The sequence below is a fragment of the Limnospira fusiformis SAG 85.79 genome (assembly GCF_012516315.1).
In the GTDB taxonomy this organism is placed as follows: Bacteria; Cyanobacteriota; Cyanobacteriia; order Cyanobacteriales; family Microcoleaceae; genus Limnospira; species Limnospira fusiformis.
In genome coordinates this window covers 1,262,790-1,281,363 of sequence record NZ_CP051185.1, presented here as the reverse complement: position 1 = coordinate 1,281,363, position 18,574 = coordinate 1,262,790, and the positions used below count along the sequence as shown (strand labels likewise).

Here is an 18,574-nt window from a genome sequence, read left to right as displayed (position 1 = left end):
AGATTACAAGTATGAATAATCTAAACCAAATTCAAAACGACATTCAAACTCTGCCACCAGAAGCGCAAGACTTACTCATTGACTTCATTCAACTTCTCAAAAAACGTTATCCAGAAACCAAGACCGAAAAAACAGATGTATCCCTAGAAAGCAGATCGTTTTTAGAAGATGCCCATGAATTTATCGGATGCCTAGAAGGGGGACCCGGCGATTTAGCCACCAATAAAAAATACTTAGAAGGATTCGGTACAGAATGAAACCAACAGTAATTATTGACACAGGGTTTCTGGTTGCTCTTTTAAACCGTAGCGAACAATACCATAGTTGGGTCAAAAATCAACTAAACAATATTTCTTCACCAATCATAACCTGCGAACCTGTGATAACTGAAACCTGCTTTTTGTTCAGAAAAATTTATGGTGCAGAAACAACCATTCTCAACTTGATTAACAGCCAAAAGCTCAAAATTCCGTTTAGACTCATCGATGAATTTTCGATGGTTCATCAATTAATGCAACGTTACCAGTCTGTTCCGATGTCTCTAGCAGATGCCTGTTTAGTGCGTATGGCAGAGATTGATCCGAATAGCCTTGTCTTGACCCTTGATAGTGACTTTAGAATCTATCGGAAAAATAAAAATGAAATCATCCCTTTAGTGATTCCTAACGAGCGATAATTATCACAAGTAGACAAAATATCGGTGTGTGGCTGCCTTAGCGGGTGATTTTTACTAACTGAATTGTTCCGTGAGAAAACCGAGTTGTTCTCCTTTTTTCTCAGTCTAAGAGGCAAGCCCGATAGTAATATGTATTAGTCTTAATTGTTAAGGAGATATCGTAAACCATAAAAATGATTACCCAGTTACGCGCCAAATCTTTCAAATCCTGGCAGGATACTGGCTACATCAGAATCGCCCCATTGACTGGCTTTTTTGACACCAATAGTTCGGGAAAAACTTCCATCTTACAACTATTACTGATGCTGAAGCAAACTGTTGAAGCAGTCGATCGCCAACGGGTACTGGAAACGAGGGGGGCTTATGTTGAGTTGGGGACATTTTCGGACATCTTGCATAACCATCAAATTCCGGGAAAACTCTATATTTCTGTCGAGTGGAAGCTGCCCAATTTACTAGAAATTCCCGATTTAGAAAGGGAACCCGATCGCACATTATTTTCCATTGCTCCAAATCTGGATGGTCTTGATTTATCCGATCGCCAATTTGTCGCGGTGGCGATCGCACCATCAATCGCCCATATTAAATGCGGTAGATTCAGATTGGCGAGATTTTGGCGATCAATTAGCCACTCATGGAGTAAAAGTAGAATTTATTTGTCCAGATGTATTTTCTTAAAGCCCAATTTCATCATTCGTTGATGGTTAAAAAATGCGATCGCCCTTCTGTGTTGACCAGGGATTGACCTAATGGGGTTATTAATCTTAGCCCTAAATCTCCGGTGAGATATTATGGTATCGATCGCAATTGTTCAGACCAAATTGCTCAGACTAAATTGCTCAGAGAAAATGCGATCGCGAAACGTCGATGAATCTCTGAAAGCTGTAGGGTGGAGGATAAAATCAAAGGGGAGATATCCTTACCCCTATAATTACTTGACCAGAGTTTATCTATGCTCAGAATATCCCAGGCAATATTTGTAAGTTTACATGAGTTTTGGTATAATTAACAATCATGTTTTCTTCCCCGACTAAATATGAAAATTGCTACCTGGAATGTGAATTCAATTCGGACTAGACAAGACCAAGTTTTGAGCTGGTTACAAGGTCAGGATATTGATGTTTTGTGCCTACAGGAAACTAAGGTTATTGATCAAGATTTTCCGCGATCGCCTTTTGAAGAATTGGGCTATCATGTCTATATTTATGGTCAAAAAGCCTATAATGGGGTGGCAATTTTTAGTCGCCTAAATATCGAGTCTGTAATTATGGGATTTACTCCGATTTTGGGTGCTGACCAGGTGGGGGAATTGGACGACCAAAAACGGGTAATTGCTGGGGTGATTGATGATATCTGTATTGTCAATGTTTATATCCCGAATGGGTCGAGTGTGGGAAGTGATAAATATGAGTATAAGTTACAGTGGTTAAACCGATTAGGGGATTATCTACAACAGATGTTAATCAAATATCCTCATCTGTGTATTTGTGGTGATTTTAATATTGCGCCAGAAGATCGGGATATTTATAATCCTCAAAACCGGGAAAATCATATTATGGCATCGGCGGCGGAACGTCAAGCCTTAGATGCGATCGCTAATTTGGGTTTAGCAGACGGCTTTCGTAAGTTTACCCAAGACGGCGGACATTTTACCTGGTGGGACTACCGCGCCGCCTCATTTACCCGCAACCGAGGCTGGAGAATTGATCACCATTATCTAAGTCCTGGACTCTATCAAAATGCGATCGCTTGTTACATTGACACTGAACCCAGAACCCAACCAAAACCGAGTGATCATGCACCCGTTATTTTAGAAATCGGAACTTAGTTTTCGGGTAAGTTAAAGTTAACATCTTCGTAAATGGCGGCAATTTGTTCGGTGAAATCCAGGCTAACAATATGAAAAGTAGTGTCGTCTGTATCCTCAGATAAACTATAACTATTAAATAGCCAACTGTCATCCTGGCGGCGAAAAATCTCTAAGCGAGGATGACGGGTATTAATTAATATATATTCCTGTAGGCTATCAAGACTTTGATAGTCCATAAATTTATCACCCCTATCAAAGGCTTCTGTGGAGTCGGACAATACCTCAATGATAAGTTGAGGAAATTGTTTATAGGTGGGTGTATCTCTATCACGCTGGTCACAGGTTACGAGAATATCGGGATAGTAAAAACGCTCACTTTTGGCTTTTTGAATACGGACTTTCATATCTGATATATACACCCGACAACTAGAGCCTCTGAGATGATTACGAAGTGCGATCGCCATATTTAAAGCGATCGTAACATGGGTATCAGTTGCACCCGCCATAGCGTAGACTTCTCCATCAATATATTCATGCTTGACAGAACTTTGGGCTTCTAGTTTTAGGTAATCATCTGGGGATAAATTGACAAAATTGGGTGTGGCAATCATATTTATATTTATTGATTATTAAAGTTAACATCTTCGTAAATGGCGGCAATTTGTTCGGTGAAATCCAGGCTAACAATATGAAAAGTAGTGTCGTCTGTATCCTCAGATAAACTATAACTATTAAATAGCCAACTGTCATCCTGACGGCGAAAAATCTCTAAGCGAGGATGACGGGTATTAATTAATATATATTCCTGTAGGCTATCAAGACTTTGATAGTCCATAAATTTATCACCCCTATCAAAGGCTTCTGTGGAGTCGGACAATACCTCAATGATAAGTTGAGGAAATTGTTTATAGGTGGGTGTATCTCTATCACGCTGGTCACAGGTTACGAGAATATCGGGATAGTAAAAACGCTCACTTTTGGCTTTTTGAATACGGACTTTCATATCTGATATATACACCCGACAACTAGAACCTCTGACCTGGGCGCGAAGTAGGGCAAATATATTTCCAGCAATAGTAACATGGGTATCAGTTGCACCCGCCATAGCGTAGACTTCCCCATCAATATATTCATGCTTGACAGAACTTTGCTCCTCTAGTTTTAGGTAATCATCTGGGGATACATTGGCAAAATTGGGTGTGGCAATCATTTGCTAACTCTCCAATAGTAATTAAGATTATATCATATTTTGAATGCAGACAAACATTGAGATTAATAAAAGTTTACGATTGTCTAAATTTTACCTAATAGCCAATAGGTGGTCATATTGCCTTTCCCCTTAACATTAATTGTGCCTCTGGGTTTAAATTTATAACGATATTTTAGGCGTTCATAGGTGATATCTGTAACTTGAATAGAGCCAGGTTTTCCTGATGATTCCATGCGGGAAGCAATGTTAACGGCATTTCCCCATAAATCATAGGAGAATTTTTTAATGCCAATTACTCCGGCTACTACGGATCCAGTATTAATACCAATCCTAATTTGAAAATGTTCGCAACCTGAAATATTACCCAAGATTTTACAAGTCTTAAAGTCATCCATAATTTGCTGCATTTCTAAAGCCATATCGGCGATCGCTTCTGCATGGTCATCCCGGGGAATTGGTAAGCCTCCCACTACCATATAAGCGTCACCAATAGTCTTGATTTTTTCTAAACTATACTTGTCGGCTAATTCATCAAATCGGGAAAACATCTGATTTAGCAATTCCACCAACTGAATGGGAGGAATGCGAGCAGATAAAGGAGTGAAGCCGACAATATCTGCAAATAAAATGGTCACATTTTCCATAGAGCAAGCAATGGTTTTTTGTTCATTCTTGAGTTGATCAGCAATAGCTTTTGGCAAGATATTTAATAATAGTTTTTCGGATTTATCTTTTTCATATCGGAGTTCAAACGTCCGCTCCTCTACCCGTTTTTCTAAGGCGGAAAAAGCATCTTGAACCTGTTGAGTCATCATGTTAAAAGACTTGGCTAAAATCCTGAGTTCTTTGATACCATTAGCATGAACTTTTTGCTGTAATTTGCCTTGAGCGATCGCCTGACTTGCGTCACTCAAATTGGAGATAGGAAGACTAATCCATCTAGCTATCAGAATGCTAAAAATTGTAGGAAAGATTAAAGCCAAAATACACATTAAAATTGTAGTGCGTTTGCTGGCATTAATAGTAGCCATAAAATCATCTTCGGGAACTACTAACACAATTAACCAGTCTAAGCCATGACCATCACTAAATGGTAAGATTTGCACGAATTGCCGTTCGCGTTTGATTTTAAAATCGAATTGTTTGGGTTTAGTGATTGTGTGTAAGTTTAAATTTTTATTGGTTAAATATTTGGCGGTTTCTCGGACTAATATATTTTCACTTTCTGTAGCTTGACGAATTTGGATATGATCGCCAATTTTCCGGGTCATACTATCATCAGTGGAACTGGAAACTAATAAACCAGAACGCTCGATAATAAAGGCTTCTCCGGTTTTACCAATTCCTAAATTTTGCAAAAATCTCCGGAGTTCTTCAGATAATAAAATATCAGTTCCGCACACGCCAATAAAACGATTTCCCCAAGGATCATAAGTAGATAAACTGGCGGTAATGGTGGGTAATTGTGTGGTAAAATCTAAATAAATATCACTCCATACGGACTTTCCTGTGGCTTGTGCGGCTCGATACCAGGGACGTTGACGAGGCTCATAGGGTCCAGCATCCCTAAGAAAATAAAGGCGATCGCCACGGACATCAATACCGTATAAGTGCATATTTCCATTGGTTTGATTATTCCTAATCATTAACTCAAAAAATGACCCGTCATCACTCCAACTCACACCGATAAAATTTCCGGTTTCTTCTTCGGCACAATAAACGGCATTAAGATAAGGTGAGTTTTTAATGTGCTGCAAAAAAACATTAATTCTTTCCCCACTATAAAAATCAATTTGACCCTGGCAAAAGCTATCGGTATTTAACTTATTGATTTGATGAGGTATTCTAATATATGCTTGTAATTGCTGGTCAATGCGAGCAGTTAATTCCTGGCGCAGTTGAAATGCTAAATCTCGCACGGCTGCTTCGCCATTGCGAAAAGAAAAATAACCGACCAAACCGACAGTTAATGCTACTTGTAGCAAAAACGGTACTACTAAAATAGTGCGGAGTGAAATGTTACTGAATATCCGCTTGAGTTGTCTCTGAAAACGGCGAAGATAGAAAGCCAACATGGAATTAACTACCTGACAACTTTGAGTTTCAACTGTCGTCAGTATACCTTGAAAACTGTGGAAACTGCTAAAATGGCTTTTGGATAGTGTCTGGTCATCGGGTAATTATGCTATCGTATAACTTGTTGGTATCAATACCCAGAATCATATAAGATTAATTTAGTTACCATTGGGAGCTATTCCTACCACTTTAGTTATAAGTTGTATAACTCCATGGTATTATGGTTTTTGGCTAGAAATTAGCCAAGCGACCAGTTTACTATCAACCATAAAAATTAATCATTAGGAGATGGATAAAATGCGAATTTTAATCATGGGTGGCACTAGGTTTATTGGGGTTTATCTCACCAAGATTTTAGTCAGCCATGGTCATGACGTGGTATTATTTAATCGGGGAAATAAACCGAGTCCGGTAGACGGAATTAAACAAATTCATGGCGATCGCACTGATGCCAACCAATTGAAAGAAAAGCTATCCGGTGAAACCTTTGATGTCATTTTTGATAATAATGGTCGCCAATTAAGTGATACCCAACCCCTAGCCGATTTATTTAATGGTCAGGTGAAACACTTTGTTTATATGAGTTCAGCCGGAGTCTATCTCAAGTCTGATCAAATGCCTCATATTGAAGGAGACCCCACCGATCCCAAAAGTCGCCATTTAGGGAAATATGAAACGGAAACCTACTTGCAAAAAGTGGGTATTCCTTGGACATCAATCCGACCAACTTACATCTACGGACCACAAAATTATAACCCTTTAGAGGCCTGGTTTTTCGATCGCATTGTTGCTAAACGTCCCATTCCTATTCCCGGTAATGGAATGCACATCACCCAATTAGGTCATGTGGAAGACTTAGCTAATGCCATGGTAGCAGTATTAGGAAATTCAACGGCTATTGGTCAAGTGTATAATATCTCAGGCGATCGCTTTGTCACCTTTGATGGGTTAGCCAAAGCCTGTGCGATCGCTGCGGGTCAGTCCCCAGATGACCTGCAATTAATTCATTATGACCCCAAAAACTTTGATTTCGGGAAACGTAAAGCATTTCCCCTGCGAGTTCAGCATTTCTTTGCGGATGTTCACAAAGCCATAAATCAACTCAATTGGCAACCCCAATATGATCTGATTTCGGGATTAAAAGATTCCTGCCAAAACGATTATCTAGCTAATAGTAATCAAGGAGAGGTAGACTTTTCTACCGACGATGAAATCATCAAAGCCGCCGGGTAAATTTCATCAAAAAGGGGTAGTTATTAATTAATTACCCCCCAATTGTTTAATTATACCATTACATCGAATAATCGAACATGACCAACTTAGCAGGTAAAGTCGCCTTAGTTACAGGTGCATCCAGAGGATTAGGTAAAGGAATTGCCATTGGTTTAGGAGAAGCTGGCGCTACTGTTTATATCACAGGTCGCAGCCTATCGCAAGCCAATGATGCTGTAGGAGGCAGTTTAGAAGAGACTCGGTTAGAGGTGGAAAAAGCCGGGGGTAAATGTATCGCGATTGCGGTTGATCACGGTGATGATCAACAAGTGGAATTACTTTTTAATCGCATTGATCAGGAACAACAGGGACAACTTGATTTATTGGTAAATAACGCATATAAGGGAGTGCGAACTTTAACAGAAATGCAGGGTAAACCCTTTTGGGAAAGCGAACCGCAAGTTTGGGATGAAGTTAATAATGTAGGCTTACGCAGTCATTATGTGGCGGCTGTTTTAGCAGCTAGAATGATGGTTAAACGTCGTCAAGGTTTAATCTGTACTATTTCATCTTGGGGGGGATTTTCCTATCTTTTTAGTGCCGTTTATGGGATTGGAAAATCTGCCTGCGATCGCTTGGCGGCGGATTTTGCGACTGAACTCCAACCCTATAATGTCGCTTCCGTTGCTGTTTGGCCAGGAATTGTTAACACAGAACATATGTCTAGGGTCGCCACGGAAATAGAAGCCTCCAATGTCGCCACAGATGATCCAGCAATCCGATCGCTTGTTGACCGCTATAATTGGGAAACACCCCTCTTGACCGGGAGAGTTATTGCAGCCTTAGCAGCCGATCCGAATATTATGCGTCGCAGTGGTCGCCTGCAAATTGTCGCCGAACGCGCTCAAGAGTATAATCTAGTAGATGAAAATGGTAATCGTCCAGTTTCTCTGCGATCGCTGCGTTTTTTACTACCCATGAAATGGCCGCAACTCCAAAAATCTGCATCATTAATTCCTAATGTAAATATTCCCTGGTCTGTGCTATTATCAACTATGCTAAAATCTCCGAAAATTTAACCATGACTCAACTAGAAAATGCCACAGTAGTTTTAACGGGTGCTACTGGCGGATTTGGTCAACAACTCACCCGCCAATTATTAGCAGCAGGTAGCCGTTTAATTTTAAGCGATCGCCATCAACCCACTCTCCACCAACAAGCACAACTAATTCAACAGGAGATTAAAACCGGAGAAATCCTCGCTTGTTTCGAGGCTGATTTATCTAACCGTGAGGGATGCGAAATCTTATTTAATCAAGTCAAAAGCCTGGAAGTTCCCATCGATATTTTAATCAATAACGCCGGACTAGCCGTTTATGGTCGGATGGACGAAACACCCCCGGAAAAATGGGAAACCCTCATGGAAGTAAACCTACTTGCACCAATGCGTTTAACCAGTCTATTTGTAGGGGATATGATTAGCCGTCGCCAAGGTCATATCGTCAATATTTCCTCCGTGGCTGGTTGGAGTGGGAAAGCTGGTTTAACTCACTATTGCGCCAGTAAATTTGGCTTACGAGGCTTTAGTGAGGGACTCTTTGATGAGGTAAAATCCTACAATGTCAAAGTGACCGCCGTCTACCCATTTTTTAGTCGGACCCCAATTTTAGACGCTGAAAAATATGGAACCCTAGCCACTAACTATCAAGGTTTACCAGAGGCTTGGTTGACCGACCCTAAGCAGGTCATGAAAGCGACTTTGCGAGGTATTCAATCCAATCAACTCCATGTATTCCCAGACTCCCCGGCAAATTTCATTCATTTACTCAAACGCTATACTCCTTTTTGGTTAGATAAAATTTCGTTTTTGGCTGCTAAAAAACTTGTAAAAAAACCTAAAGTATGACTGCTCAAATCTTAGGAAATAACCCCAAAACTGCCGACAAATATCTAATCATCGGAGCCGGATTTGTCGGATTAGGTATTGCTGAAGGTTTAAAAACCGCGAAAATTCCCTATGATCAAGTAGATGCCAGTGATGATATTGGTGGTAATTGGTATCATGGTGTCTATGAAACTGCCCATATTATTTCCTCGAAGAAAATCACCCAATTCACTCATTTTCCGATGCCGAATGATTATCCTGATTTTCCTAGTGCCAAACAAATGTGGGACTACTTAAACCATTTTGCTGATGCTTTTAATCTGCGCCCTAACATTGAACTAAAACGCACCGTTACCCTAGTTAATCCTATCGCCAAAAATCTCTGGTTAGTCAGCTTTGATAATGGAGAAAAGCGAATTTATAAAGGGGTGATTATATGTAATGGTCATCATTGGTGCAAACGATTTCCCGAATTTCCCGGAACTTTTAACGGTGAAATGATACATTCTAAAGACTACAAAACACCCGACCAACTTAGAGGTAAACGAGTCTTAATAATTGGTGGTGGTAACTCCGCCTGTGACCTAGCCGCCGAAGCAGCTAGAGTCGGTCAAAAATCGGTGTTAAGCCTGCGGGAGTCTGTGTGGTTTATTCCCAAAACCTTTGCTGGTGTTCCTCTATCGGATTTAATTCGTTGGTGGATGCCTGAAGCCTTGCAAAGATTAATGTGTTATGGTATAATCAAGCTAAGTTTTGGCAGCCATGAAAACTATGGTTTGCCCAAACCAAAATATCGAATTTTCGATAAACATCCCACCCTAAATAATGAAGTACCCTACTATATCAAGCATGGAAAAATCACCCCCAAACCCGCCGTCAATAAATTAGACGGTTGGGATGTAGAATTTAGCGATCGCACCAGGGAAACCTTTGATTTAATAGTGTGTGGCACAGGCTATCATGTTTCCTATCCCTTTCTACCTCCCGAATTACAAAGAGTCAAGGGGGCGACTGTGCAGTGTTATGGGGGGGCATTTTTAGATGATTATCAAGGGCTATATTATATCGGATGGGGTCAAGCGCGAGGCGGTGTAGGTTCGTTGATTTCTGCTTATGCGCCCTTATTTACCCGATGTTTAAAACTACAAGAGGAAATCAAGATTCCCTTGGGTTTAGTCTTGAAGGAAATCGGACAGACTTTGCCGACCACTCACCTATCTGATCCACAGAAAGTTTTGAGGCAAATTCAACTATTTAACCTCTTGTTTAATTGGTTCACAAAAAAAGCCCACCAAATTGATCAACGTTATCCTAATTTTGAAAATCCCTTTCAAGCCTAGAAGCACCCATCAACGGCTCAGAGACAATTTCTCAACCCCAGGACTTCCTACAAGGCTATAACTGGTCTTATGGATGTAATTAGCCAACTTTCCAACAACCTAGGCTACAATCAAAGTATCTACCTTAGTTTTGAGTTGGATCAACAGATTATGGGTTTATTAGTCTCTATTTTGATGTCAGGTCACAAATAACCAAGCCTTTCCGGGTGGTTGGGTGCTAAGTTTATTTACTCATCCCAGTTGTTTCGTAGAAGCATCATCAACGCAAAACGCCGTCAATAACCCCCCACAAAGGGATGAGGCTGACCACAGCCACAAACCTAAGTGAGTTTAGTTGACAGACCTGGGTGAAGCCTTCGAGAGACTTTCCGGGTCTACCTTGGGAGTAAGGGTTGAAGTTCTTACCTGGGAATGGGTCGCTAGTTCCTAACTGTCAAACCTTATGGTTAAAGATTTTTTGTCAAGCCAACCAGACTTACTCCAGGGAGTCTTGGGACAACGGAGGGGAATTACCCAGAAAGCAACAGGATTGTATGTTAGTAGGGGAAGTGATGGTTAGTATTACTTTAAACCAGTGGTTGGCGAGGGAGAAACAGTAGAACTGACTTTGCACAATACCCATGGCACTCAAATGGCTTTTGAATGATGCACTTTTGGGGGTCCCGCCCACTCTATATCAATTGCTGTTCCTATCCCTCCCCACCCACAAGGGGATGGGGTTTCTCGGAGGAAGATTATGAAATTGCACAAGAAGACATTGCTCATTATTGGCGCAGCACTAATTAGCCTAATTGTGGTGTTGTATACAACAGCATCCTGTATCCTGATTCAGAATTTCCGTAATCTGGAGATTGAGTCGGTGCATCAGGATGTAGTCCGGGTAATTAAAGCCTTAGAGGATGACCTGGCTAATTTAGATACGATCGCTCAAGATCAAGCCAAATGGGATGATACCTATGCCTTTATCAATCAACAAAATAGCCGATATGTGCGATCTAACCTAGCTAACACTATGTTTATGGATCTGAGGCTAAATCTCTTCATTCTGATAGATAGCCAAGGTCAAATCGTCTTCAGCAAAGGTTTCGACATCAACAGCCAAACAGAAACCCCTATTCCCGCCAGTCTCTCGCCTCACCTAAAATCGGTCAGTCTGTCATTTTCCAACCCCTCCCGGTCTTGTTTTGAGAAAGAAGAGGAAATCCCCTGTCCCACAATAGGGATCGTCATGTTACCAGAAGGCCCATTGCTGCTATCGGCCCGTCCCATCCTTACCAGTATTGCCCATGGACCAAGCCGGGGAACCCTAGTAGTGGGTCGCTATCTTGATCATAACGAAATAGATCGCCTGACTCAAATTACCCAACTTGCGGTGGAAATCAACCCTTGGACTCCCCTCAACCCCCAACAAACCCAACAAATCATCAATGCGGAAGACCCCATCAGAGTTCAACCCCTAGATACTTCGACTATCCTGGGGTCTATTCCCCTCCTAGACATTTATAATCGACCGATTCTCAACCTGGAAATCCAAAGCGATCGCCCCATTTTCCGCCAAGGTCGCACCAGCCTAATTTATCTCACATTTTCCCTATTTCTGATCGGCATAATTTTAAGTGCAATTACCATACTGGTATTTGAGAAACTGATTTTAGCCAGACTGTTAGACCTCACCCACAAAATTAATCAAATCGGCCAAAGTCGCGACCCATCCCTACGGCTGACAGTACCCCCAGGGGAAGATGAACTCACCGGGTTAGGACAAACCATTAATCAAATGTTAGAAGCCTTAGAACAAGCCAATATTCAAAGCCAGGATAGTGAAGAAAGATATCGGCTAATGGCGGAATATTCCACCGATTTAATTACTCATCACTCTCGCCGAGGTTTGATCCGCTACGCCTCCCCCGCCTGTTCGTTGCTATTAGGATATGAGCCGGAAAGTTTAATTGGTCAACACCCCAGTAAATTTTTTCACCCAGATGACCTTAACACACTCAGCAAGACATTAGAAATTGTTTTAAGTCAAAAAGTATCCTATACTCTAACCTATCGTATACGCCACAAAAACGGCGAATATATTTGGTTTGAAACCACCAGTCGCGCTATTTATCATCCCGAGACCGGGAGAGTGCAAGAAATTCTGGGTGTCTCCAGAGATATTAGCGATCGCAAACAGCGGGAACAGGAACTACAAGACAGCGAAGCCTCAATTAGGAGTCTTTATCAAATCACCTCATCTCGTCATTTAGACTGGCAAGAACAACTCCAGCAAATCCTCAAGTTGGGCTGTGATAAATTCCACTTAGAAGTCGGTATAATTAACCAGATATTGAACCTAGACACCCCCCAGCCTTCCGCCCAAATTATGGCAGGAATTGACCCTAATAATAGCTGGTCATTTGGGGATAATTTTGATTTAAATAATCCGTTGATTTTGGCGACATTAAAGGCTGAAAACCCCCTGATTTTTGAATCAGTGTTAGTCTCCGGATTCCCCTCTTATGCCGATGAAAATTGCTGGCAAATTGAGGCATATATGGCTATTCCTATTAAAGTCTATGGTCAGGTTTATGGAACTCTTTGTTTTTGGAGTCAAAACCCTTTAAATGAGCCATTTAGAGCCGTTGACCAAGAACTATTAAAACTCATGGCGCAGTGGATAGGTAGTGAAATAGAACGACAGCAAACCGCCCAAGAATTGAGTCAAGCCAGGGATGAGGCTCTCGCAGCCACTCGTGCCAAAAGTGAATTTTTAGCCACTATGAGCCATGAAATTAGGACTCCCATGAATGCAGTAATTGGGATGACCGGATTGTTATTAGATACTCCTTTAAGTCTAGTTCAACAGGATTTTGTCGAAACCATTCGCAGCAGTAGTGATGCCCTACTTTCTTTAATTAATGATATCCTAGATTTCTCCAAAATAGAATCAGGAAAATTAGACCTAGAAGCCTTCCCCTTTAGTTTACGCACTTGTCTTGAAGAATCCCTGGACTTATTGGCGACCAAAGCCGCGAGTAAATCCCTAGAATTGGGATATTTCATTGATGCTTATACCCCCAATGAAGTGGTGGGAGATATGGCAAGAGTTAGGCAAATTTTAGTGAATTTACTCAGCAACGCCGTTAAGTTTACCGCCCGGGGTGAAGTGTTGGTATCAGTGTCAGCAAAACCACTGTTTTCGGATTTAGAATTGACTGCCAAATCTATGTATTCTACCCACTATCAAATTGAGGTAGCAGTGTCGGATACAGGTATTGGTATTCCGGTCGATCGCATGAATCGTTTATTTAAGTCCTTTAGTCAGGTTGATGCTTCCACGAATCGACAATATGGCGGGACAGGATTAGGTCTAGCTATTAGTCAGCGACTGGCCGAAATGATGGGGGGTAAAATGTGGGTAGTCAGTGGTGATGCGATCGGTGGTCATCCCCCAGAAAATTGGCAGATAAATAAAGATACTCCCACACAGGGATCTACATTCTATTTTTCCATAGTAGTTCAGAGTAGCCAGAATTTATTACCACAGTGGAATCATGCTGATGAATTAGCCGGAAAACGACTATTAATTATTGACTCTCACCCCACCAATCGCCAAATTTTGACCAAGCAAGTTCAATGCTGGGGTTTAGTGGTAGAAGATACCGACAGCCCCACAGAAGCGATCGCCTGGTTAAAACAAGGTAAAACCTTTGATATCGCCATTGTGGAAATGGAAATCGCCAATTTGGACGGGTTCAATTTTGCCACCCAAGTCCGACAGACTTCAGCCGGGGTTGACCTCCCCTTAGTCATGTTAATTTCCGTCGGTCAACAAAATTTTAACCCCACCGATCATCGAGATTTTGTCGCCTTTCTGAATAAACCCATTAAACAATCACCCCTATACAATATTCTGATTAACGTCCTGTGTGGGGAACCTCTACAGATTAAAAATTGGAGTCGCAACCAAATGCGATCGCCCCAAGATATTCCCCTGTTAGCAGAAAAACTCCCCCTGCGGATTTTATTAGCCGAGGATCACCTAGTTAACCAAAAAGTCGCCCTACAAATCCTGCAAAGAATGGGATATAGGGCTGATGTCGCCGGGAATGGTTTAGAAGTTCTCGAAGCCCTAGAAAGACAGCCATACGATGTCATTTTAATGGATATGCAGATGCCCATTATGGATGGCTTAGAAGCAGCCCGACAGATTAAAAAACGCTATGATAACCAAGAAAAACCCTACTCCCCACGCCCGCGCATTATCGCCGTTACAGCCAATGCTATGGAAAGCGATCGCGCTGAATGTATAGCAGCCGGAATGGATGACTATATCAGTAAACCTATCCGTATGGAACAATTAGTTAAAGTTCTCCGTAACTGTCGCCCCATCACCTGCGATGCCATTGTACCTTCAACATATTTAAATACCACCACCGATGATAGCAAATCTTCCCCCATTCTTGACCCCACTGTTTTACAAGGACTGCGAGAGATAGAAGCCTTGGAAGAAGTCGCCGAAATGTACATCGAAAGCGCCCCGGAACTTCTGAACACTATTCAAATAGCCCTCCAACAAAATGATCCCACAGCCCTCAAACAGGCCGCCCATTCCCTGAAATCCATCAGTGGGACTTTAGGCGCTTTTGGTTTATCCGAATTATGTCTGCAATTAGAAATCATGGGCCGTCAAGGAGTAGATGCAGGTGTCCCCATTCCTCAACCATCGGCTGAATCAGTTTATACTCAGATTCAAGCCGAGTTAGAAAGAGTCAAGGAAGCCCTGACCAATGAAGCGAGCGCAAATTTGACCATTTAACCGGCTTTTTTGCGACTGCGTTTGTTGATTAAGCCACTCCAGGCGATAGTCAGATAGCAACTAGCCAGCAGTAAACTACCTAAGCCGACCCGGAGATTAGATTTGAAAGTCCCCAGTTGCGATCGCTTTTCTGCCTCTCGCCGACGGTTTTCAATTTCCTGTTTCAGTTCCTGGCCAATGGCATTGCTTTGGACTCCCAACGCTTCCGGGTTTTCCTGAAATTCTTGCAGGCGCGCTAATTGTGCTTCGGTAAGCTGTTGTTCTTGGATATAATCTTCTAAGCGCTGCTGATTGCCTAAGATAGCTAACATTTGGGTTTGTTGTTCTTGCAGGCGTTCTTCTAGCTGCATTTTGGCCGTCGCTGCATCCTGATTAATTTTCTCAATCGTTTCATTACTCGCTGCTATAGTAGTGCCAACGTGCAGGGGAATCAGCACTAAATACATCACCCCCAGAATGCCAGAAATCACATAAACCCAAAATTTGAGACTGTTAAACCCCTGTTTAGGCTTTTCTGGTGATAGACCAGCTACCTCCTGTAACCCGTATGCACAAAACATTAAGGCGATCGCCAACACCGGAATCACCCCTTGTTCTACCATCTGAGTAGTAAAATTCAGTTGCCACCTGAGATCCCCAAAATTCGTTGGCACAAACAGCAAAATATAGTTAATTAGGGCAAAAAAGAATAAAATTACCCCCGCCAGCCTCAAAAATCCAGCAGCCTGGGACGGGATTTGATTTGGAGTTGTTCCTTTCATAACACATCAAGTTCCGTATTTTTACTGAGACTGATACATTTACGCGACATTTATCCGGCTATTGCCTGACAATGCGACGATAGCACTATTACCCGTTAAGGTAACAGAGGCGGTATCCCGCAAAGCTTTTAGAAAGATTCCAAAAGCACCGTTCCAGTCCCTGGGTAGAGTGAACCCACACTCAGGACATCGGAACACTTTTGAGCCACCTAGCTGGGAATGCACATGACCACAGTGAGTACAGGTTTTGCTGGTGTATTCTTCCGTCACATCTATAGCATTAGTCAAGGTGGTTAGGACGCAGCTTTGAGAACGGAATCCATGGCATCATGGAGAGAATCAAACTGCTCAATGCAGTGGCGAATACGGGCTTTCAGCCACGACCAACATTTCTCTATCTTGTTGAGGTCTGGCGAATAAGGTGGTAGATAGAGTAAACGGCATTGAGCTGCCTCCACCAGTTCAGCAATCCGCCCCCCTTTATGAAACGTTGCATTGTCCAATACTAGAGTCTGACCTGGCTTCAATGTTGGAATTAAGATGAACTCCAACCACAACTCAAACACTGTCCGATTACAACAACCCTCAAAGCTAAAGGGAGCTAAGAGTTGTTGATGACACCATGCGGCTATCATACTTACCCTGCCCTGCCTCTTCCCTGATTTGAGTGCATGGAAGCGTTTTCCTTCCTCGCAGTAACCATAAGGGTAATCCGAGTCCTGACTATTCATGCCGGCTTCATCGAGGTAGACCACTTCTTCCGGCTTCATCTGTTCAATCTGAGCCATAAACTCCTCTCGCTGTTGCTCATCACGTTCTTGGTAGCCGTAAGTTTTTTTTTCTGGTGAAGCCAATTTTCTTCAAGGCTCTGGATATGGTGCGAGGAGAGATGTCGTCATCCCAAAGTTCAGCCATTTGAGCTGCTGTTTTGTCGCCATGCTCTTGGGCAAAAGCCTTGAATTTCTGCCAGTCGGTAATTTTGTGGTTATTGCCAGGTCGGTGATGAGGTTTAGGGAGGAAGTCTCCGGTCTGTGCTTTTCTTTGCAGCCAGAGATTAATGGTGTTCCTGCTGACATGGAAAACTTGACTGGCTTCTGTTTTGGGCATACCGTCTAGTTCAATGGCATCAATAACTTTTTGTCTGAGGTCGTAACTATAGGGGGCTGGCATTTTTGGTCTTCTTAGTCATCTCGTCCTCTCCATTATACGTCCTAAGTATTCTGTCTTGTGCTATATATAGAAAACAAGCCCAGCCCTGAATCATTTGCCATAATGTGGTAAAAGTCAGCAATGAGCGGTCGCCTATGACAAACTTCAGAATTCCAGGCAGTTTGGTATTCACAACTGTCCAGACCCAGATGGTTTTTTTTGAACCCACAAAAGTCTGAAGCTCATCAATTTGAGCTATTTCAGGAATTTCATAGTTTTCCTCATCAATGTGGGTTTCTGCAACTCTAACCCAGTTAAGTATTGTGTTGTGAGAAATACCAGTGACTCTCTCAATGGCTCGAAATCCCATGCCATTGAGGGACATTTTCACACAAAGCTCTTTGACATCAGAACCTGAGAGGGTGACAATAGAGCTAGACTGATTGCTGTACAAGGGATAGAGCATTTAGTCCTTGCCGAAAATTATGAGCTTTATGAGGCTTGAGGGCCATCAATGCTAACATCTCTTCTTGCCAGAAAACTAGCGACTGGCTCCAAGCATAACCCGATAATCCGAGCCCAAAAATACTGTGATGGGGAAAATTATTAGGAGTTTTTTCGCTTCGACCGAGGTAAGCTACTAAGTGATTAGCTTCCCACTCATGACCTCCTAGTGTCGCCAGCCAATAAGCAAAAGTAATCAACAAAACCAAGGCTAAAAATCGGGTTGAATCCACCCGAGTAGATTCCATATTATAGCCCCCACTTTGACAATCTCTAAACATCATTTCGATACCCCACCGCGCTTGATAAAGTTGCTTAACCAGCTTGGGGTTATCAAGCGTAGTTAGTAAATACCAAGGTTTTTTTACCTTTTTTCCTCGGTGAATTTTTTGCCAATAAACTCCTAGGTTAAATCCATGAATAGGTGCAAATTTTTGCAAGGTTACATTTTTAAAAAAATGGGATTCGCCCGACTTAAATCCTTGAGTTTTTAAAGACTTACCTGGCTGGCATGAGGTAGCTACAAAAGCACTCTTTTTCTGACGAAATACAACATTTACACCCCTTACTCTGAGCCAGTCCGCGAGTTGAGCACTATGAAACTCACGGTCTCCTATCACTACAACCGGATAAGGTTTTAAAAGAGCCAACACCGGCCCTAATACCCGTTTCTGTTCCCGGAAAGAGCTACTGCCTAACTTTGGGAGTAGCTCCCAATATATTGGTAAAGCATGATGTCCCCAAATTATCGTGACCATCAGGAGATTTCGGTCTCTCCATTGAGTGCGGTCGAGAGCAACCGCTACATAGTTTTTGGTTTTCAATCTGAATTTTGAGCGCTTTCTCCGTTGCTCTCTATTTAAATGTTTTTCTCTAAATTCAGATTTGAGAGCGGCCTTGATTATTGGGAACCACAGCAACTTAGCCGAAAGTTGGGGGAGTTTCAGAAATCGTTGGATATTTCGGAGGCGACTACTGTATTGAATGGGTTGTGGAAAAACGTTGGCGAGGGTTGATAATCTGACTTGCCGATAACTTTGAAGCATCAACACTAAGAGTTCTAACGTCTGTGCTTGACTCTCGCTCAAATTGATTCGTAATAGTTTTTGGTATAATGTCCTTAGCATTTTTTGTCAGGGTGGCTCCC

The 18,574-nt window shown here is 42.1% G+C and carries 15 protein-coding genes and 2 pseudogenes; 9 read left to right on the top strand and 8 right to left on the bottom strand.

Annotated elements, in window-relative coordinates:
- The first annotated feature begins 11 nt into the window (after positions 1-11).
- From HFV01_RS06275 to xth, 4 genes are all read left to right on the top strand, one after another.
- Positions 12-257, top strand: coding sequence for a hypothetical protein (locus tag HFV01_RS06275; protein WP_006624235.1), 246 nt, complete (start codon positions 12-14; stop codon positions 255-257).
- Positions 254-676, top strand: coding sequence for a type II toxin-antitoxin system VapC family toxin (locus HFV01_RS06270; protein WP_006624233.1), 423 nt, complete (start codon positions 254-256; stop codon positions 674-676). The genes HFV01_RS06275 and HFV01_RS06270 overlap by 4 nt, the downstream gene beginning before the upstream one ends.
- A gap of 173 nt (positions 677-849) precedes the next feature.
- Complete coding sequence (locus HFV01_RS30230) at positions 850-1,377, top strand: AAA family ATPase (protein WP_006624232.1); 528 nt, start codon at positions 850-852, stop codon at positions 1,375-1,377.
- A 335-nt stretch (positions 1,378-1,712) separates the two neighbouring features.
- Positions 1,713-2,504, top strand: coding sequence for an exodeoxyribonuclease III (gene xth, locus HFV01_RS06260; RefSeq protein WP_006624231.1), 792 nt, complete (start codon positions 1,713-1,715; stop codon positions 2,502-2,504).
- Here xth and HFV01_RS06255 read toward each other — a convergent pair.
- The 3 genes from HFV01_RS06255 to HFV01_RS06245 form a co-directional block, all read right to left on the bottom strand.
- Positions 2,501-3,097 carry a Uma2 family endonuclease gene (locus HFV01_RS06255; protein ID WP_006624229.1) on the bottom strand — a complete coding sequence of 199 codons (597 nt, stop codon included), beginning with the start codon at positions 3,095-3,097 and terminating at the stop codon, positions 2,501-2,503. The genes xth and HFV01_RS06255 overlap by 4 nt on opposite strands.
- Positions 3,098-3,105: 8 nt before the next feature.
- Positions 3,106-3,696 (bottom strand): Uma2 family endonuclease, encoded by a 591-nt coding sequence (locus HFV01_RS06250; RefSeq protein ID WP_006624228.1) that lies wholly within the window; start codon positions 3,694-3,696, stop codon positions 3,106-3,108.
- Between the two features lie 83 nt (positions 3,697-3,779).
- Positions 3,780-5,771, bottom strand: a complete 1,992-nt coding sequence (locus HFV01_RS06245) for an adenylate/guanylate cyclase domain-containing protein (protein WP_193520914.1) — start codon at positions 5,769-5,771, stop codon at positions 3,780-3,782.
- A gap of 298 nt (positions 5,772-6,069) precedes the next feature.
- Between HFV01_RS06245 and HFV01_RS06240 the strand changes: the two genes are divergently transcribed.
- The 5 genes from HFV01_RS06240 to HFV01_RS06220 all read left to right on the top strand — a co-directional run bounded on the left by HFV01_RS06240 (position 6,070) and on the right by HFV01_RS06220 (position 15,013).
- On the top strand, positions 6,070-7,005 hold the full coding sequence (locus tag HFV01_RS06240) for an NAD-dependent epimerase/dehydratase family protein (protein WP_046321485.1): 936 nt from the start codon (positions 6,070-6,072) through the stop codon (positions 7,003-7,005).
- Between the two features lie 77 nt (positions 7,006-7,082).
- Positions 7,083-8,063: an SDR family NAD(P)-dependent oxidoreductase gene (locus HFV01_RS06235; protein ID WP_006624221.1), complete on the top strand. Its 981-nt coding sequence runs from the start codon at positions 7,083-7,085 to the stop codon at positions 8,061-8,063.
- A gap of 2 nt (positions 8,064-8,065) precedes the next feature.
- Positions 8,066-8,890 (top strand): SDR family NAD(P)-dependent oxidoreductase, encoded by an 825-nt coding sequence (locus tag HFV01_RS06230; RefSeq protein ID WP_006624219.1) that lies wholly within the window; start codon positions 8,066-8,068, stop codon positions 8,888-8,890.
- A complete protein-coding gene (locus tag HFV01_RS06225; protein ID WP_006624217.1) occupies positions 8,887-10,209 on the top strand; it encodes a flavin-containing monooxygenase in 1,323 nt (440 codons plus the stop codon). Before HFV01_RS06230 ends, HFV01_RS06225 begins: the two co-directional genes overlap by 4 nt.
- Positions 10,210-10,945: 736 nt before the next feature.
- Positions 10,946-15,013 carry a CHASE4 domain-containing protein gene (locus tag HFV01_RS06220; protein ID WP_193520913.1) on the top strand — a complete coding sequence of 1,356 codons (4,068 nt, stop codon included), beginning with the start codon at positions 10,946-10,948 and terminating at the stop codon, positions 15,011-15,013.
- Here HFV01_RS06220 and HFV01_RS06215 read toward each other — a convergent pair.
- The 5 genes and pseudogenes from HFV01_RS06215 to HFV01_RS06195 form a co-directional block, all read right to left on the bottom strand.
- Positions 15,010-15,774: an HpsJ family protein gene (locus HFV01_RS06215; RefSeq protein ID WP_006624210.1), complete on the bottom strand. Its 765-nt coding sequence runs from the start codon at positions 15,772-15,774 to the stop codon at positions 15,010-15,012. The genes HFV01_RS06220 and HFV01_RS06215 overlap by 4 nt on opposite strands.
- A gap of 39 nt (positions 15,775-15,813) precedes the next feature.
- Positions 15,814-16,065: pseudogene (locus tag HFV01_RS06210) on the bottom strand (zinc ribbon domain-containing protein); the annotation flags it as partial.
- Positions 16,066-16,067: 2 nt separating this feature from the next.
- A protein-coding gene (locus tag HFV01_RS06205; protein ID WP_108614764.1) for an IS630-like element ISAtsp1 family transposase occupies positions 16,068-16,944 on the bottom strand; the annotation gives its coding sequence in 2 pieces (ribosomal slippage) (positions 16,068-16,613 and positions 16,615-16,944; 876 coding nt in all).
- Positions 16,945-17,005: 61 nt separating this feature from the next.
- Positions 17,006-17,335 (bottom strand): annotated as a pseudogene (locus HFV01_RS06200) (IS1-like element ISArma2 family transposase); the annotation flags it as partial.
- A 22-nt stretch (positions 17,336-17,357) separates the two neighbouring features.
- Positions 17,358-18,554 carry an IS4-like element ISAtsp5 family transposase gene (locus tag HFV01_RS06195; RefSeq protein ID WP_006668385.1) on the bottom strand — a complete coding sequence of 399 codons (1,197 nt, stop codon included), beginning with the start codon at positions 18,552-18,554 and terminating at the stop codon, positions 17,358-17,360.
- Between the last annotated feature and the right edge of the window lie 20 nt (positions 18,555-18,574).

Coding starts and splice junctions, on each gene's coding strand:
- HFV01_RS06275 (WP_006624235.1), top strand. CDS start 12: ATGAATAATCTAAACCAAATTCAAAACGACATTCAAACTCTGCCACCA.
- HFV01_RS06250 (WP_006624228.1), bottom strand. CDS start 3,696: ATGATTGCCACACCCAATTTTGCCAATGTATCCCCAGATGATTACCTA.
- xth (WP_006624231.1), top strand. CDS start 1,713: ATGAAAATTGCTACCTGGAATGTGAATTCAATTCGGACTAGACAAGAC.
- HFV01_RS06215 (WP_006624210.1), bottom strand. CDS start 15,774: ATGAAAGGAACAACTCCAAATCAAATCCCGTCCCAGGCTGCTGGATTT.
- HFV01_RS06240 (WP_046321485.1), top strand. CDS start 6,070: ATGCGAATTTTAATCATGGGTGGCACTAGGTTTATTGGGGTTTATCTC.
- HFV01_RS30230 (WP_006624232.1), top strand. CDS start 850: ATGATTACCCAGTTACGCGCCAAATCTTTCAAATCCTGGCAGGATACT.
- HFV01_RS06235 (WP_006624221.1), top strand. CDS start 7,083: ATGACCAACTTAGCAGGTAAAGTCGCCTTAGTTACAGGTGCATCCAGA.
- HFV01_RS06255 (WP_006624229.1), bottom strand. CDS start 3,097: ATGATTGCCACACCCAATTTTGTCAATTTATCCCCAGATGATTACCTA.
- HFV01_RS06230 (WP_006624219.1), top strand. CDS start 8,066: ATGACTCAACTAGAAAATGCCACAGTAGTTTTAACGGGTGCTACTGGC.
- HFV01_RS06195 (WP_006668385.1), bottom strand. CDS start 18,554: ATGCTAAGGACATTATACCAAAAACTATTACGAATCAATTTGAGCGAG.
- HFV01_RS06225 (WP_006624217.1), top strand. CDS start 8,887: ATGACTGCTCAAATCTTAGGAAATAACCCCAAAACTGCCGACAAATAT.
- HFV01_RS06220 (WP_193520913.1), top strand. CDS start 10,946: ATGAAATTGCACAAGAAGACATTGCTCATTATTGGCGCAGCACTAATT.
- HFV01_RS06245 (WP_193520914.1), bottom strand. CDS start 5,771: ATGTTGGCTTTCTATCTTCGCCGTTTTCAGAGACAACTCAAGCGGATA.
- HFV01_RS06270 (WP_006624233.1), top strand. CDS start 254: ATGAAACCAACAGTAATTATTGACACAGGGTTTCTGGTTGCTCTTTTA.